This is a genomic window from Microbacterium sp. zg-Y818, assembly GCF_030246905.1.
In the GTDB taxonomy this organism is placed as follows: domain Bacteria; phylum Actinomycetota; class Actinomycetes; order Actinomycetales; family Microbacteriaceae; genus Microbacterium.
On record NZ_CP126741.1, the window covers coordinates 661,388 to 675,955 of the forward strand.

Sequence of the window (14,568 nt, forward strand, 5' to 3'; positions counted from 1 at the left end):
TGGTAACTTCCGTAACACTGGTCACATGCTGCGCCCCCCCGCACGTCCGGCACGCCTTCGCACGAGAGCTGCGGCCGCGGTCGCTTCCGTCATCCTTCTCGTTGCCGGACTGGTGGTCGCGGTGCCCGCACAGGCTGTGCCGACCGCCGACGCGGACACGTCAAAAGGCATCTCCGCGGCACCCGCGGCACGGGTGGCATCCGGCATCGTCAAGACCGCCGACCTGTCGAAGTTCCAGCCGGGGAATATCATCTCCGACGCCGTCTTCTACAACTCGGGAACGATGACAGAAGGGCAGATCCAGGCCTTCCTCAACGCCCAGGTACCAACATGCCGGTCGGGGTATGTGTGCTTGAAGGACAAGACGGACACGACGCGCGCCATCCCCGCGGACCCGATGTGCAACGCGTACGCCGGGGGAGGCGTCGAGTCGGCCGCCCGGATCCTGTTCAAGGTGGCCCAGGCGTGCGGCATCAACCCCCAGGCGCTTCTCGTGATGCTGCAGAAGGAGCAGAGCCTCGTCAGAGACACCTGGCCGCTGGATTCGCAGTACAAGATCGCCATGGGACAGGGCTGCCCCGACACCGCGGCGTGCGATTCCCGGTACTTCGGGTTCTTCAACCAGGTGTACGGGGCGGCGTGGCAGCTCAAGCGCTACGCCAACCCACCCGGAACGAGCAACTACTTCACCTGGTATGCACCGGGAAAGACCTGGAACGTCCGCTACCACCCGACGGTCGCGTGCGGCTCGTCGCCGGTGTACATCGCGAACCAGGCGACGGCGGCGCTGTACTACTACACGCCCTATCAGCCCAATGCCGCTGCGCTGCGCGCCGGCTACGGCGAGGGTGATGGCTGCTCCGCGTACGGCAACAGGAACTTTTACCAGTACTTCACCGACTGGTTCGGGTCGACTCAGGGATCTGCCAGCACTCTGGTCAAGGTGGGCGTCGACGTCTGGCTGGTCGCCGGCGACCGGCGGTACCACATGCCCTCCACGGTGTACGCGGAGTACATCCGGGTGTTCGGGACCGCCGTGGCGACCTCGGCCTCGTACCTCAACCGGTTCACCGACTCCGGACCGGTTTCGCTCTTCGTCCGCAACGCGGCCAGTGGCGAGATCGCCTATGTCCAGAACGGCCGAACGCACTGGTTCTCCAGCTGTTCCCTGGTGCAGCTCTGGGGAGGGGACTGCGCGAAGCGCGTCGACCTCACACCCGAGCAGTTCGCTCGCTTCGAGGCCGGGCCCGCGATGACCGACTACTCGCGAACGGCGGTCACGGGGCTGTATCAGCGCTGGGCCGGCGGGCAGCTTCGCCCGATTCTCGATGCCGAGTCGGCGCGGCTCGTCAACGGCGGCACGTTGCCGTTCGCTGCCGTCATGCCGGCGAGCGTCCAGGCGGGCGTCCCGACAGGACCGACGCTGTTCGCCCCGGCACGAGCGCTGCGCATCGACGGTGGGGCGCAGGTGTACCTCCCCACGAGCGACGGCCGTCTGATCCATGTGCCGAGCTTCGCCATGATCGCCGACTACGGCATCCCCGGTTCGACCTTCCGTGTTGTGGATCGCGCTCGGACCCAGGGGTACACACCCGCGGGCTCCCTCACCCCCGTGGCCACCTGCGCGGGCGAGCGCTTCATTGCGGGCTCAGGAAGGCTCACGAGGCTGCCGCAGGGTGCCGGAGGCACACTGCCGGCCACCGAGCTTGATGCGGCGACGTGCGCGGCCCTCGCCCTGGCCGATACGCCGGCGGGCGGCCAGATCTTCATCGGCGCCATCGGTGCGGACGCGATCCACCACCTCAACGGTGACGCGCTGCGGCACGTGCCGAACGTCGAGTTACTGAAGGAGCTGAACGGCGGGGCATTCCCCACGATCCTTCGTGTTTCGCCCGCGAGCTTGGCCGCTCTCCCGCAGGGGCTGCCGTATCTGCGACCGGGGAGCATGGTCCGGGCGGACGGCGCCAGCACGGTGTACTTCGTCAACGGGGCCTCCCTCCTGCACCTTCCGTCATGGGACCTCGCGCGCGCCCTGGGGCTCCCAGCCACGAGCACGGCCGTGTCGGCGGCACAGCTGGCGACGGCGGGGCCGTCTCAGGGGAACCTGACGCCGTTCGTCACGTGCGCAGCCGAGCTCTACCTCGCCGGTGACGGCGGCCGGTCGCGCGTGTCGTCGGGGGATGCTGAGGGCAACGGGATCTCCGAACTCGCCCCGTCGGCGTGCGCGCAGATCCCCATACGGGCGACGATCGACGGTCCCGCCTTCGTCACGGACGGTTCCCGCGTGGCGGTGGCGGCCGCAGGCGGCTTCCTGCGCCTGCAGACGGCCGAGCAGGCGCGCGCGGCCAATGGGGGCCGCGAGCCGCAGCCCCGCCGCATCACCGCAGGCCTGTTCGCCTCGCTGCCCGCCCCCGGGGCGCTCCCAGCCGTAGGTGCAGTCGTACGCGGGGTGGGGGACGGGACGGTCTATCTGCTCGACGGCGCGAGGCGCGTGGCACTTCCCAATTGGGGCGTGGGGGACGATCTCGGCATCAGGTCGCGACTGACCGTCCGTCCTGCCGTGGAGATGGCGCTTCATCCTCCGAAGGGGACGCTCTCCCCGCTGGTGGGTTGCGAAGGTCGGATCTACCTCGCCAGCGGGGGACAGCTGCGCGAGGTGCAACGCGGTGCCGAAGGCGGACTCCGCGTCGAACCGCTCGACACGGCCACCTGCCGGACGCTGACGTTCGCGACGGCACCGACGCTGGCCGCGCTGCGCATCACCGACGGCACCGGGCCTGTGTATGTGGCTCAAGAAGGCAGCCTCGTCTCCACAGACACGACATTCCCGGCGGAGTCCGTCGTGCGGGTCTCGCCGGGCAGCCTGAGCGTCCTTCGGGGTTGATGAGGTCCGTCACACGCGACCGCTCAGCGATCGCTCGGGGAGCGGCCGGTTAGGATCGTGTGGGCGAATGCGCCCGTCGTCTTTCACCCGAATCCAGGAAGCGCGGTAACCGTGAGCTCATCGCCGATCGTCGATCTGCGCGACTACGACACGCCCGGTCGAGGGCGCGGGATCCTCGACGTCTTCCGCAAGCGGTATCTGCTGCGACTGCTTGTGCGCAAGGGCACCGCCACCCGCTACCGCAATTCGGTGCTCGGGTGGACGTGGTCGTACGTGAAGCCGGCGTCTCAGTTCGTCATCTACTACTTCGTGATGGGCATCATCCTCAACGCCCATCGCGACGTGGAGAACTTCGCGATCTATCTGTTCTCCGGTGTGGTGCTGATCAATCTCTTCAACGAGGCCTTCAGTAATGCGACCACCGCGATCGTCGACAACGGTTCTCTGGTGAAGAAGATCTACCTGCCCAGAGAGCTGTTCCCCGTCTCTGCGATCATCGTCGCCCTCATTCATTTTCTCCCGCAGCTCGCCATCCTCGCACTCGTCTGCATACTGGTGGGCTGGACGCCGACGCTGGCGGGAATCGGCGCGGCTGTGCTCGGAGTGCTGCTGGTGGTGGCGCTGGCGGTGGGGCTCGGGCTGTTCTTCAGCGGCATCAACGTGCGGTACCGGGACGCGCAGAACCTCGTGGAGGTCATCCGCATGTTCGCCACCTGGACCTCGCCGGTGCTCTACATCTGGCCGCTCGTGCGCAACACCATGCCGGACTGGGCATTCAACATCTACATGTCCAACCCGCTGACCATCGGAGTCGAGTTGTTCCACCGAGGATTCTGGGCGGACACCGTGCAGAATACCCACGGGCTGCCGCCGGGCTTCGCCGTCTACGCCATGATCGCCACTGGGGCCGTCCTCATCTTCCTCACCGCGGGACAACTGACCTTCCGGCGCTTCGAGCGCACCTTCGCCCAGGACCTGTGATCATGACCAGCGACATCATCTGTGAAACGAAGAACCCACCCGCGATCATCGTCGACCACGTCTCAAAGAGCTTCGTCAAGCGAAACGCGCACTCGCTGAAGGAGGCGTTCGTCGGGTGGTTCAAGGGGCGCAACGTACGCTCCGATCATTTCCGTGCGCTCGAGGACCTCAGCTTCCAGGTCGGGCAGGGGGAATCCGTCGCGATCCTCGGTCTGAACGGCTCGGGCAAGTCCACCACCCTGAAGCTCGTGTCGGGGGTGCTCGAGCCCGACGGCGGTCGCGTGTTCACCCGTGGCAGGGTCGCGGGGCTCATCGAGGTCGGGGCCGGGTTCCACCCCGAGCTGTCCGGCCGGGAGAATGTGTTCCTCAACGCCGCGATCCTCGGCATGACACGACGCGAGACCGAGGAGCGCTTCGACGACATCGTCGCCTTCTCCGAGATCGGAGAGTTCATCGATCAGGAGGTGAAGCACTATTCGTCGGGGATGTTCATGCGGCTGGCGTTTTCGGTCGCCATCCACGTCGAACTCGACGTCCTGCTCGTGGACGAGGTGCTCTCGGTCGGCGACGGTCCGTTCCGAGCCAAGTGCGCGGAGAAGATCAAGGAGCTCACCAGCCAAGGGGTGACGATGCTCGTGGTCAGCCACGACATGAACATGATCAGCCAGCTCTGCGAACGAGGCATCGTGATCTCCAAAGGCAAGAAGGTCTTCGACGGCGACGTGTCAAGCGCCATCTCGTTCATGCGCGGTTGATCGGTCGGCCCCGGCCCCGGGTGAATCGGGGTGCGGCCGGACGCGCTGCAGAAGCTGGTCGTAACGGCGCGAGACCCGAAGGGGGTCGCTGTCGTCGAGGAAGCTCCGGTACGCATCCGGGAGGGTGGCGGCGCGCCGTGAACTGTCGGCGATCGCCTCTGCGAGCGAGACCTCGGATGCTGCGGGATCGAAGTACCGCACCCATCCGTAGCGGTGGAACTGCTCACGGATGTGAGGGTCTCCGGGGAGGATCACCGGGCGGTGCAGAGACCCCGCGAGGTGGACGCTGCCGGAGTTGAGAACAGAGCGGTACGGAAGCGCCACCACGTCCGAGGCGGCGACCCACACGCCCAGTTCGTCGGGCGGGGTGAAGGTGAGTTCGGTCACGGCCCGCACTCCAGCCGGAAGGTTCGCGGTCACCTCCCTCGCAATATGGGGCGCTGCGTGACCGGTGAGTAGCAGTACGGGCTGGCGGCCCATGATGGCGCGTGCTCGCTCGAGCGCACCGAAGAGGGCGTCCAGGCCCTTGTAGGGGCGGAGGTTGCCGAAGTGCAGCACTGCGAACTGCTCCTCGGTGAGACCGAACACCTCCCGCGCAAGCCCCCTGTCGGTTCTGGGATAGCACGTCGCGTAGTGGGGGTGGGCGATGCGGTGGGTCTTCTCCGGGTCGAGGAACGCGACGGGGGCCAACAGTGCCGCGGTGCCGGGCGCCATGATGTGGATCGCGTCTGCACGCGAGGCGAGCAGCCGCAGCAGTTCCTGCTCTTCCCGAGCATGGACCAGCTCATGAGGCATGAGATTGTGAACGGTCCACACTATGGCGATCCCCCGACTGTGCAGGGACGTCAGCAGGCGCTCGAAGCGATCGAGGAGCAGCCTGGCTTCGACCGGGCCCGCTGCCCCCTGCACCACGGGGGCGGTCCAATGCAGGTGGAAGACGTCGCCTGAAGTCAGAGCATCGGAGCGCTCGATCGCTTCTTCGACGGTCAGCGCCGGCAGGAACCGTGTGCCGTGGGAGGCCGGCACGCGGGACAGGAGGTCCAGGTAAGGATTGTCGTCCCAGGCGGGCAAGACGACGACCGTGCGTGTTGGACGCATCGGACGATTGTAGGGCCGACCACCGCCCGAGATGAAGGTCTGCTCAGCGCCGTCGACGCGTCAGTCTCGACACCCTGTCGCGCACACGGTTCCAGGTGCTGTTGGCGAGGATCTCCGCACGAATGCCGTTTTCCACGTCCACGAACCGCCGGTCGATGAACTTGGTCAGGTAGAGCACCAGCCCCAGACCCTGCTCCCGGGCGTAGCTGCGGAACGCGTCGTCGCGCAGCAGCGCGTCGTACCGGGAATGGTCGTTGCGCGCCCCGATGACGCTGTTCGCGTCGGCTCCGGTGTCACCTTCACGCTGATGCCAGTACGCGCGCGGCTCGTCTCCCAGATACTCCAGGGCGCCGCGCTGCAGCACCTTCAGATTGAAAGCCCAGTCTCCGATAACGGGAAGCGAGTCGTCGTAGAGTCCGACCTCTTCGTGCAGGCGGCGACGGTACACGAAGCCGATGGGGACGTACCGGTTGAACAGCAGGGCGTCACTCAGGAGCACATCCTGCAGCTCGGGCTGGAAGATCTCCCGGCGAACGGCCGTGTAACGGTCGCCCTCGCGCCGCTCCCAGACGATCTCTATCCTTCCCACCACGCCGTCGCGGTCGGGATTGTCGTCCAGGTAGCGCGTGGCGTCCGCGAGGAAGCGGGGATGCCACGAGTCGTCGTCGTCATGGAGCACGAGCAGGGGAGCGCTCGTCGCCAGCACGCCCGCGTTGGCGCTCTTCCAGCGGCCTCGCGACTGCTCTGAGTGGATCATCCGCACGCGGGCACGGTGCGCCGGAGCCAGCTCGTCGACGAGAGCCTCGACGGGTGCGGGGTCGCCGCCGTCGTTGACGATGACGCACTCCCACTCCGGCATGGTCTGTGCGCTGATGCTCGCCAGCGCGCGCCGCAGGAAGTGCGGCCGGTCCTTGGTGCGGACGACGACGGCAACCAGCGGGCCGGAGGTCACGGCCGGCCCATGCCGTGGTAGTCCCAGCCGGCGGCGCGCCAGGCCACGGGGTCGAGGCAGTTGCGGCCGTCGACGATGACGCGGCCGGCGACGAGGGATGCCGCGTGCTCGGGGGAGAGCTCGCGGCGGTACTCGTCCCACTCGGTGACGACGATGACGGCGTCGGCGCCGCGCAGGGCCTCGTCGCGGTCGGCGACGTAGTTCAGCTGCGGGTGGGCGCGGCGGGCGTTGTCGATGGCTTCGGGGTCGGTGATGGTGACCCAGGCGCCCAGGCCGTGCAGGCGCACGGCGACGTCGAGGGCGGGGGAGTCGCGGATGTCGTCGGAGTGCGGCTTGAACGCCGCCCCGAGCACGGTGATGTTCTTCTTGAACACCGACCCGCCCAGGGCCGAGACCACCAGGTCGACGGCGCGGTCGCGGCGGCGCAGGTTGATCGCGTCGATCTCGCGCAGGAACGCCACCGACTCGCCGCGGCCGAGCTCTTCGGCGCGGGCGGCGAAGGCGCGGATGTCCTTGGGGAGGCAGCCGCCGCCGAACCCGATGCCGGCGCCGAGGAACCGGCGGCCGATGCGGGCGTCGTGTCCGATCGCGTCGGCGAGGGTGGTGACGTCCGCTCCGGTGACCTCGGCGATCTCTGCCATCGCGTTGATGAAGCTGATCTTCGTGGCCAGGAACGCGTTGGCGGCGACCTTCACCAGCTCTGCGGTGGCGTAGTCGGTGACGATGAACGGGGTCCCCTTGGCCACCGACGGGTGGTACACCTCCCGCAGCACCGCCGCTGCCCGCTCACCGTCGGCGCCGGCGGGCACGCCCGCGACGAGCCGATCGGGGTCGATGGTGTCGAGCACCGCGAAGCCCTCGCGCAGGAACTCGGGGTTCCACACCAGCGTCGCACCCGTGGGGTGCACGCGCTCGGCCAGGGCCGCCGCGGTGCCGACTGGGACGGTGGACTTGCCGGCGACGATGTCGCCCGCGCTCAGGTGCGGGATGAGGGCGTCGATGGCGGCGTTGACGTAGGTGAGGTCGGCGGCGTTGCCGTCTTTCTGCTGGGGTGTGCCCACGCCGAGGAAGTGCACGGCCGCGCCGCGGGCCGCGGCGATGTCGGTGGTGAACCGCAGCCGACCCGACGCGATGCCCTCGGTCAGCAGCTCCTGCAGGTCCGGCTCGAAGAACGGCGCCTCACCCCGCGAGAGCGATTCGATCTTGCGCTCGTCGACGTCGATGCCGACCACATCGTGGCCGATCGACGCCATCGCCGCCGCGTGGACGGCGCCAAGGTAACCGCAGCCGATGACCGACAGCTTCATGTGGATCGCTCCTGGAGATAGGCGGAAAGTGACTGCTCGACGTCGGCCGGGGCGAATCCGGTGGCCTCGATCTTCGCTGTCTCCAGCAAGCTGTTTCGGGGGCGGGGCGCCACGGGGCCGGCCGCCGACGCGAAGTAGTCGTCGGTGCTCACGGGGGTCACCCGCGCCGGGTCGTGGCCCGTCAGCGCGAACACCCGTCGGGCGACATCCGCCCACGAGGTCGGCTCGCCTGTGCCGGTGAGGTTGTATATTCCGTATGCCGCGCGGGTGTCCAGCAGGTGGCGGATGCCGCGCGCGATGTCCGTCGTGAACGTGAGGCGACCGACCTGGTCGCCCACGACCTTGGGGTCGATGCCGCGTTCTGCGAGGGAAGCCATGGTCCGCACGAAGTTGCCGCCCTCGCCGATGACCCAGCTGGTGCGCACGATGTAGTGGCGGGGGGCCGTGGCCACCACGGCATCGCCCGCGGCCTTGGTCTGTCCGTAGACCCCCAGCGGCGCCATCGGGTCGTCTTCGGTGTAGGGCCCGGGCTTGGTGCCGTCGAAGACGTAGTCGCTCGAGACGTGCACCAGCGTGATGCCGTTGGCCGCGGCGACCCGGGCTAGGGCCCCCACACCCGTCACGTTCGCCGCCCAGGCATCCGCCCGTCCCTCCGCCGTCTCGGCGAGGTCGACCGCGGTGTAGGCGGCGGCGTTGATGACGGTGTCGTATTCGCGCCAGCGCCGCGCCGACTCCAGGCCCGGGGCCGTCAGGTCGAGCTCCGCGCGGTCGGCGTACTCGATCTGCGCGGCATCGCCGTACTCGGCCCGGAGCGCGCGGCCGAGCTGTCCGCCGGCGCCGAGCACCAGGATCTTCTTCGGCGGGACGGGGGTGACGTCGGCCAACCGCGGGTGCGCGGCATCCTTCGCCGAGAGTTCGGCCTCATCGAGCGGGATGGGCCAGGCGATGGCCGCGGTCTCGTCGGCCAGGTTCAGGAACGTGTACTGCGCGTCGGGGGACCAGTGGTCGTTTACGAGGTACGTGTACGCGGTGTCCGGCTCGAGGGTCTGGTACGAGTTGCCCACCCCGCGCGGCACGAAGATGGCCTTCGATGGGTCGAGCTCGGCGGTGAAGACCGCGCCGAACGTCGGCCCTTCGCGGAGGTCCACCCACGCGCCGAAGATGCGGCCGGTGGCGACCGAGACCCACTTGTCCCAGGGCTCGGCGTGGATGCCGCGGGTGGTGCCGACGGCGTCGTTGAAGGAGATGTTGTTCTGCACCGGCCCGAAGTCGGCAAGCCCCGCCGCGGCCATCTTCTCCCGCTGCCAGTTCTCCTTGAACCACCCGCGGCTGTCGCCGTGCACGGGCAGATCCCAGATCACCAGCCCCGGGATCGCGGTCTCGGTCGGCCGCAGCTGCTTGCCGTAGTCGGTCACTACTGGCCCTTGGCCGCGTAGAACGCTTCGACGTCGTCCTTGGCCGGTGCCCACCAGTCCTCGTTCTCGCGGTACCAGTCGATGGTGGCCGCCAGCCCCGCCTCAAAATCCTGGAAGCGCGGCGCCCAGCCGAGCTCGGTGCGCAGCTTCGTCGAATCGATGGCGTAGCGCATGTCGTGCCCGGCCCGGTCGGTGACGTGGTCGTACGCGTCGGAGGGCTGTCCCATCAGCTGCAGGATCAGCTCGATGACGGTCTTGTTGTCCTTCTCGCCGTCGGCGCCGATGAGGTAGGTCTCGCCGATGACGCCCTTGTCGAGGATCGTCATCACGGCCGAGGAGTGGTCGTCGGCGTGGATCCAGTCGCGCACGTTCTCGCCGTTGCCGTAGAGCTTGGGGCGGATGCCGCGGATGACGTTGGTGATCTGGCGGGGGATGAACTTCTCGACGTGCTGGTAGGGACCGTAGTTGTTCGAGCAGTTGCTGATGGTCGCCTGCACGCCGAAGGAGCGCACCCACGCGCGCACCAGCAGGTCGCTGCCGGCCTTGGTGGAGGAGTAGGGGGACGACGGGTTGTAGGGCGTCGACTCGGTGAACCGCGCCGGGTCGTCCAGCTCCAGGTCGCCGTACACCTCGTCGGTGGAGATGTGGTGGAAGCGCACGTCGTGCTTGCGTGCCGCCTCGAGCAGCGTGTACGTGCCGACGATGTTGGTGTCGAGGAACGGCCGCGGGTCGTGCAGCGAGTTGTCGTTGTGCGACTCGGCGGCGTAGTGGACGACGGCATCCGTCTGCGCGAACAGCTCGTCCACGAGAGGGGCGTCGGCGATGTCTCCCTGGACGAACCGCACCCGGTCCTCCGGGAGGCCCGCGAGCGAAGCGCGGTTGCCGGCGTACGTCAGCTTGTCCAGCACCGTGACATGGTCGTCGGTGTGCTCCACGACGTGGTGCACGAAGTTGGAGCCGATGAAACCGGCCCCACCGGTCACGAGCAGTCTGCGCGGCATGTCTCTAAAGGCCTCTCTCGAGCAGTTCCAGCAGATACGAGCCGTATCCGGACTTCTTCAGGGCGGTTCCGCGCGCCTCGAGCTGCTCATCGGTGAGGAACCCCTGGCGCCAGGCGACCTCTTCGGGGACGCCGATGCGCATGCCGGTGCGGCGCTCCATGGTGCGCACGTATTCGCCGGCATCGAGCATCTGGTCGAACGTTCCGGTGTCCAACCAGGCGGTGCCGCGTGGCAGCACCTCGACCTGGAGCTTGCCGGCCTCGAGGTAGGCCTTATTGATGTCGGTGATCTCGTACTCTCCGCGGGCGGAGGGCTGCAGATCGCGGGCGATCTGCACGACGTCGTTGTCATAGAAGTACAAACCGGGCACGGCGTAGTTCGACTTCGGCACGGCGGGCTTCTCCTCGAGCGAGACCGCACGGCCCTCGTCGTCGAACTCCACCACGCCGTAGGCGGTGGGCTCGCCGACCCAGTAGGCGAACACCGCGCCGCCGTCGACGTCGTCGTAGCGCTTGAGCTGCGTGCCGAGGCCGGGGCCGTAAAGCAGGTTGTCGCCCAGCACGAGGGCGACCTTGTCGTCGCCGATGTGGTCGGCGCCGATCGTGAAGGCCTGCGCCAGGCCGTCCGGGGACGCCTGCTGGGCGAAGGTGAGCTGGATGCCGAACTGCGATCCGTCGCCGAGGAGACGCTCGAAGTGCGGCGCGTCATGCGGTGTGGTGATCACCAGGATGTCCCGGATGCCCGCGAGCATGAGCGTCGACAGCGGGTAGTACACCATCGGCTTGTCGTACACCGGGATCAGCTGCTTGGAGACGCCGAGCGTGATCGGATGTAGACGCGTGCCGGAGCCCCCGGCCAGAATGATGCCCTTCACAGGATCCATCCTGCCATGTGCGCAGATTAGTCGCTGAGCACGGCCCGGGAGGCGTGCTCAGACCCCGTGCGCGCGGCGCGCGAGCGCAGCGCGGAAAACCTGATCGATTCCTTCAGGCAGCGTTGTGCGCACCAAGTCGTCGAGGTCCTCCCACACGATCGAGCGCACGCGCAGGTCCGATGCCTGTCCTGTCGAGTCGCCCTGACCGAGCACAATGGCACCGCGGTGACGGCGCAGCCGGACGATCTCGCCGAGGATCGCGCCGATCGAGACCGCGCGCATGTTCCCGACCAGCTTCATGACGGTCTGGCCTGGTGCAAGGTCCCACGTGCGGCGCATTGCCGCGTCGATCACCCTCGCCGCGTCGTCTTCGTAGATGTAGTCGCGCAGCGTGTCCAGCGGCACGTAGACCGAGACCGGCCGCCTGCTGACCTGCCCGTCGGCAAGCACAGAAATCAGGCCCTGGGCTTTGCCGGCGTTCTGGCCAGGTCCGTACAGGTTCGTGATCCGTGCGATGAACGTGCGCCAGTTCCCCTCGGTGGTCGCTTCCTCCAGCAGACCCTCCATGCGCAGCTTGGCCCGGCCGTAGTCGGAGAGCGGTGAGACGGGGCTGCGTTCGGTGTACGGAGGATGCGGGGTGCCCGCGAAGGCCCCGCCGACGGACGAGGCGAGGAAGAACGTGAGCCTGCCACGCGTGGTGGGATCGAGGTCGCCGACCGAGCGGAGGAATCGAGCGAAGACGGCCACCTCGTCGTCCAGCTGGCTCGCCGGAGTAGAGGTCACTCCACGTCCGGCGCACCAGTAGATCTCCAACGGTGAGCCGATTGCCGTGGCGCGCCGGAGCCCGGTGGCCAGGTCGGCGGCGGCGAGATCGACGTCGTGCCACCGCACGTCGGCGAGCAGCGCCGGTTCCGAGCCGACCCTGTTCACGGCACGGCCCAGCAGACCGTGCCCGATGATCCACCTAGTGTTCGCCACCGGGCGTTCCGTCTTCCGCGCGGGCGGTCCGCCCGAGCGGGCCGGCCTGCGGGTCGCGCACGATGAGGTACGCCGGTTTGCCCAGCGCAACGCTCACCGTGACCCCCACGTACTCGGCGATGATGCCGAGCGACACCAGGATCACTCCCGTGCCGATGGCGCTGAGCACCATCTGCGACGTCCATCCCTCGGGCGTATCGCCCCCGACGAACCGCGCCACGATCAGGTAAAGCGCGAACAGTATGCCGCCCAGGAAGAACACCAGCCCGGTCACGGTGACCGCGCGCAGGCCCTGCGTCCCCGATGTCAGGATCATCCGCCAGAAGTGAGCGAAGAGCCGACGGTAGGAGTAACCAGAGACTCTGTCGCCCTCGCTGCGCAGCAGCACCGGGGCGGTCGTGGTGCGCCCTGCGACCCATCCGAGGGCCACATCGAGGTAGACGCCCTGGCCCGCATAAGCGGCCACACTGCGGCCGATCTCGCCCAGCATCAGCCGGTAGCTGTTGAAGTGCGAGGCCTTCCCGCCGCCGAAGATGCTCTCCAGTGCGCGTTTGGAGGTGCGGGAGGCGGCGTTGCGGACGAAGCCGTGGGGTGGCCGGTTGGAGGGCTGGGCGTAGACGACGTCGGCTTGCTCGCGCAGCGCGGTGTCCAGGAGGGTGCCGATGTAGGACGGATCGTGCTGACCGTCTTCGTCGAGGGTCACCACCCAGTCGCCCCCCGAGCTGGCGATGCCGGCAAGGGTCGCGGCGTGCTGCCCGTAGTTACGGCTGAGCCAGACGGGCTTCACCCACGCCGACTCGGACGCGAGTTCGCGGATGACGCGGGCGGAGGCATCAGGCCCGCGGTCGTAGCTGAGCACCACTTCGTCCACGCGTGCGGCGTGGCCGTCGGGCGTGCGGAATCCCGCCGTGAGCGGCCGGATCTCCTCCAAGACGCCGCGCAGCGTCTTCTCGCCTTGGTAGACGGGGATGACGATGCTGATGCCGTGCGTGAACGGCTCCACTGCCGTCATCGCATCCTCCTTTTCAGCAGGGTGTACGAGAGTTTGCGCAGGTGAGCCATCGCGGTCGCCCGCGCGTCGCCGATCATCACGTCGAGCCGCGACACGACATCGGGACGCTGCGCGCGGAACCATGCGTGGAATGCTCGCGCCTGCCTCGCCTGCGACCGCGAAAGCGCCACGCTCCACTGGGAGGCGGACATGCGGAACGTCGCACCCACGGTGAGGTCGGGCACGAACTCGCCGTGCTCGAGCACCCGCGTGTAGGTCGCCTGGTCGATGAGGTAGGGGAAGTCCGCGAACCAGCCGCCGGACTGTTCGAGCGCGTCCCGCCGCATCATGACGGATGCCGGCTCACCGAACAGATTGGAGCCGGCGCGGAGGGCGCGGCGGGCCGCCTCCGGCCCCGGCATCCGGCGACCGAGGCCGCGGAGCCCCCAGCCGGCGAAGAGGGTGCGCCCACTGGCGTCGATGATGTCGCGTCGGCACGCGGTGAGTACGGCTCCGGACGTCTGGAGAAGGCGCACCTGGCGCGCCAGCACTCCCGGTCGGAGAACGTCGTCGCCGCACACCAGCTTGAGATACGCCCCGCCAGCCAGGCTGGTCACGCGGTTCCAGTTGCGCGGTGCGCCGCCGCCGGCGGGTGTGTCCACAATCGTGACGCGAGGATCCTCCGCGAATTCCTCGGCGACGGCGCGCGTGCCGTCATCGGACGTGTGGTCCGCGATGATGAGCTCGAGATCGATTCCCTCCTGCGAGAGGACGGAGCTGATCGTCTCGCGGATCGTCGAGGCGTTGCGGTACGCCGGGATCACGATGCTCAGTGTGGGGTGGGTCGTCACGCATCACCCTTTCTTCGACGGAACGAGAAGCGGCTGTGGCCGAGGTAGCTGATCATGGTCGTCACGAACACGATGACGGCCTGCGCGACGATCGGCTGGAGTCTGGCGAACTCGACCAGCAGCGGCAGCAGCACCGCGTTGACGGCGAGGGCGCTGAGGTAGACGAGCTCGAATCGACCGAGGTCTGCCCAGACGTGTCCTCGCACGCGGAACACGAAGCGCCGATAGAGCACGAAGGCGCACAGCACGCTCGCGACATGGGCGAACAGCAGGGTGATCATGTAGCCCCAGAGGCGACCGATCGTCAGGTCGAACAGGGCGAACCAGGCGAACCCGACGACGGTGTTGATCACGCCCACGATGAGGAATGCGACGCGGCGGTCCTTGACGAGCCGCAGCAGCGGACCATCGGGGCCTGACATGCCGCCGATCGCCTCCGCCGAGCCCGGCGACGGTTCAGCTTCCTCAGCCACAGATCGGA

The 14,568-nt window shown here is 68.1% G+C and carries 13 protein-coding genes; 3 read left to right on the forward strand and 10 right to left on the reverse strand.

Features of this window, described 5'->3' with window-relative positions:
• The first annotated feature begins 25 nt into the window (after positions 1 to 25).
• From QNO21_RS02900 to QNO21_RS02910, 3 genes are all read left to right on the forward strand, one after another.
• A complete protein-coding gene (locus tag QNO21_RS02900) occupies positions 26 to 2,884 on the forward strand; it encodes a hypothetical protein (RefSeq protein ID WP_257519556.1) in 2,859 nt (952 codons plus the stop codon).
• Positions 2,885 to 2,995: 111 nt separating this feature from the next.
• Positions 2,996 to 3,865: an ABC transporter permease gene (locus tag QNO21_RS02905; RefSeq protein ID WP_257519555.1), complete on the forward strand. Its 870-nt coding sequence runs from the start codon at positions 2,996 to 2,998 to the stop codon at positions 3,863 to 3,865.
• A gap of 2 nt (positions 3,866 to 3,867) precedes the next feature.
• Positions 3,868 to 4,620: an ABC transporter ATP-binding protein gene (locus QNO21_RS02910; protein ID WP_257519554.1), complete on the forward strand. Its 753-nt coding sequence runs from the start codon at positions 3,868 to 3,870 to the stop codon at positions 4,618 to 4,620.
• Here the strand turns inward: QNO21_RS02910 and QNO21_RS02915 are convergent.
• From QNO21_RS02915 to QNO21_RS02960, 10 genes are read right to left on the reverse strand one after another with little or no spacing between them, the layout of a single operon-like run.
• The gene (locus QNO21_RS02915) at positions 4,591 to 5,718 is read right to left on the reverse strand and encodes a glycosyltransferase family protein (protein ID WP_257519553.1); all 1,128 of its coding nucleotides are present in this window, start codon (positions 5,716 to 5,718) and stop codon (positions 4,591 to 4,593) included. The two genes, QNO21_RS02910 and QNO21_RS02915, sit on opposite strands and share 30 nt — an antisense overlap.
• Positions 5,719 to 5,761: 43 nt before the next feature.
• Complete coding sequence (locus tag QNO21_RS02920; protein ID WP_257519552.1) at positions 5,762 to 6,670, reverse strand: glycosyltransferase family 2 protein; 909 nt, start codon at positions 6,668 to 6,670, stop codon at positions 5,762 to 5,764.
• Entirely contained in the window at positions 6,667 to 7,977 is a 1,311-nt protein-coding gene (locus QNO21_RS02925) for a UDP-glucose dehydrogenase family protein (protein WP_257519551.1), read from the reverse strand. Before QNO21_RS02925 ends, QNO21_RS02920 begins: the two co-directional genes overlap by 4 nt.
• The gene (rfbD, locus tag QNO21_RS02930; protein ID WP_257519550.1) at positions 7,974 to 9,392 is read right to left on the reverse strand and encodes a dTDP-4-dehydrorhamnose reductase; all 1,419 of its coding nucleotides are present in this window, start codon (positions 9,390 to 9,392) and stop codon (positions 7,974 to 7,976) included. Before rfbD ends, QNO21_RS02925 begins: the two co-directional genes overlap by 4 nt.
• Positions 9,392 to 10,393: a dTDP-glucose 4,6-dehydratase gene (gene rfbB / locus QNO21_RS02935; RefSeq protein WP_257519549.1), complete on the reverse strand. Its 1,002-nt coding sequence runs from the start codon at positions 10,391 to 10,393 to the stop codon at positions 9,392 to 9,394. The genes rfbD and rfbB overlap by 1 nt, the downstream gene beginning before the upstream one ends.
• A gap of 4 nt (positions 10,394 to 10,397) precedes the next feature.
• Positions 10,398 to 11,267: a glucose-1-phosphate thymidylyltransferase RfbA gene (rfbA, locus tag QNO21_RS02940; RefSeq protein ID WP_257519548.1), complete on the reverse strand. Its 870-nt coding sequence runs from the start codon at positions 11,265 to 11,267 to the stop codon at positions 10,398 to 10,400.
• Positions 11,268 to 11,324: 57 nt separating this feature from the next.
• Entirely contained in the window at positions 11,325 to 12,245 is a 921-nt protein-coding gene (locus QNO21_RS02945) for an NAD-dependent epimerase/dehydratase family protein (protein WP_257519547.1), read from the reverse strand.
• Complete coding sequence (locus QNO21_RS02950; RefSeq protein WP_257519546.1) at positions 12,232 to 13,257, reverse strand: glycosyltransferase; 1,026 nt, start codon at positions 13,255 to 13,257, stop codon at positions 12,232 to 12,234. Before QNO21_RS02950 ends, QNO21_RS02945 begins: the two co-directional genes overlap by 14 nt.
• Positions 13,254 to 14,087, reverse strand: a complete 834-nt coding sequence (locus QNO21_RS02955; protein ID WP_257519545.1) for a glycosyltransferase family 2 protein — start codon at positions 14,085 to 14,087, stop codon at positions 13,254 to 13,256. Before QNO21_RS02955 ends, QNO21_RS02950 begins: the two co-directional genes overlap by 4 nt.
• Positions 14,084 to 14,509: a GtrA family protein gene (locus QNO21_RS02960; RefSeq protein ID WP_257519544.1), complete on the reverse strand. Its 426-nt coding sequence runs from the start codon at positions 14,507 to 14,509 to the stop codon at positions 14,084 to 14,086. The genes QNO21_RS02955 and QNO21_RS02960 overlap by 4 nt, the downstream gene beginning before the upstream one ends.
• Between the last annotated feature and the right edge of the window lie 59 nt (positions 14,510 to 14,568).

Excerpts from the sequence above, each read along its gene's own strand:
- QNO21_RS02900 (WP_257519556.1), top strand. The coding sequence starts at position 26 with ATGCTGCGCCCCCCCGCACGTCCGGCACGCCTTCGCACGAGAGCTGCG.
- QNO21_RS02910 (WP_257519554.1), top strand. The coding sequence starts at position 3,868 with ATGACCAGCGACATCATCTGTGAAACGAAGAACCCACCCGCGATCATC.
- QNO21_RS02915 (WP_257519553.1), bottom strand. The coding sequence starts at position 5,718 with ATGCGTCCAACACGCACGGTCGTCGTCTTGCCCGCCTGGGACGACAAT.
- QNO21_RS02925 (WP_257519551.1), bottom strand. The coding sequence starts at position 7,977 with ATGAAGCTGTCGGTCATCGGCTGCGGTTACCTTGGCGCCGTCCACGCG.
- rfbB (WP_257519549.1), bottom strand. The coding sequence starts at position 10,393 with ATGCCGCGCAGACTGCTCGTGACCGGTGGGGCCGGTTTCATCGGCTCC.
- QNO21_RS02950 (WP_257519546.1), bottom strand. The coding sequence starts at position 13,257 with ATGACGGCAGTGGAGCCGTTCACGCACGGCATCAGCATCGTCATCCCC.
- QNO21_RS02960 (WP_257519544.1), bottom strand. The coding sequence starts at position 14,509 with ATGTCAGGCCCCGATGGTCCGCTGCTGCGGCTCGTCAAGGACCGCCGC.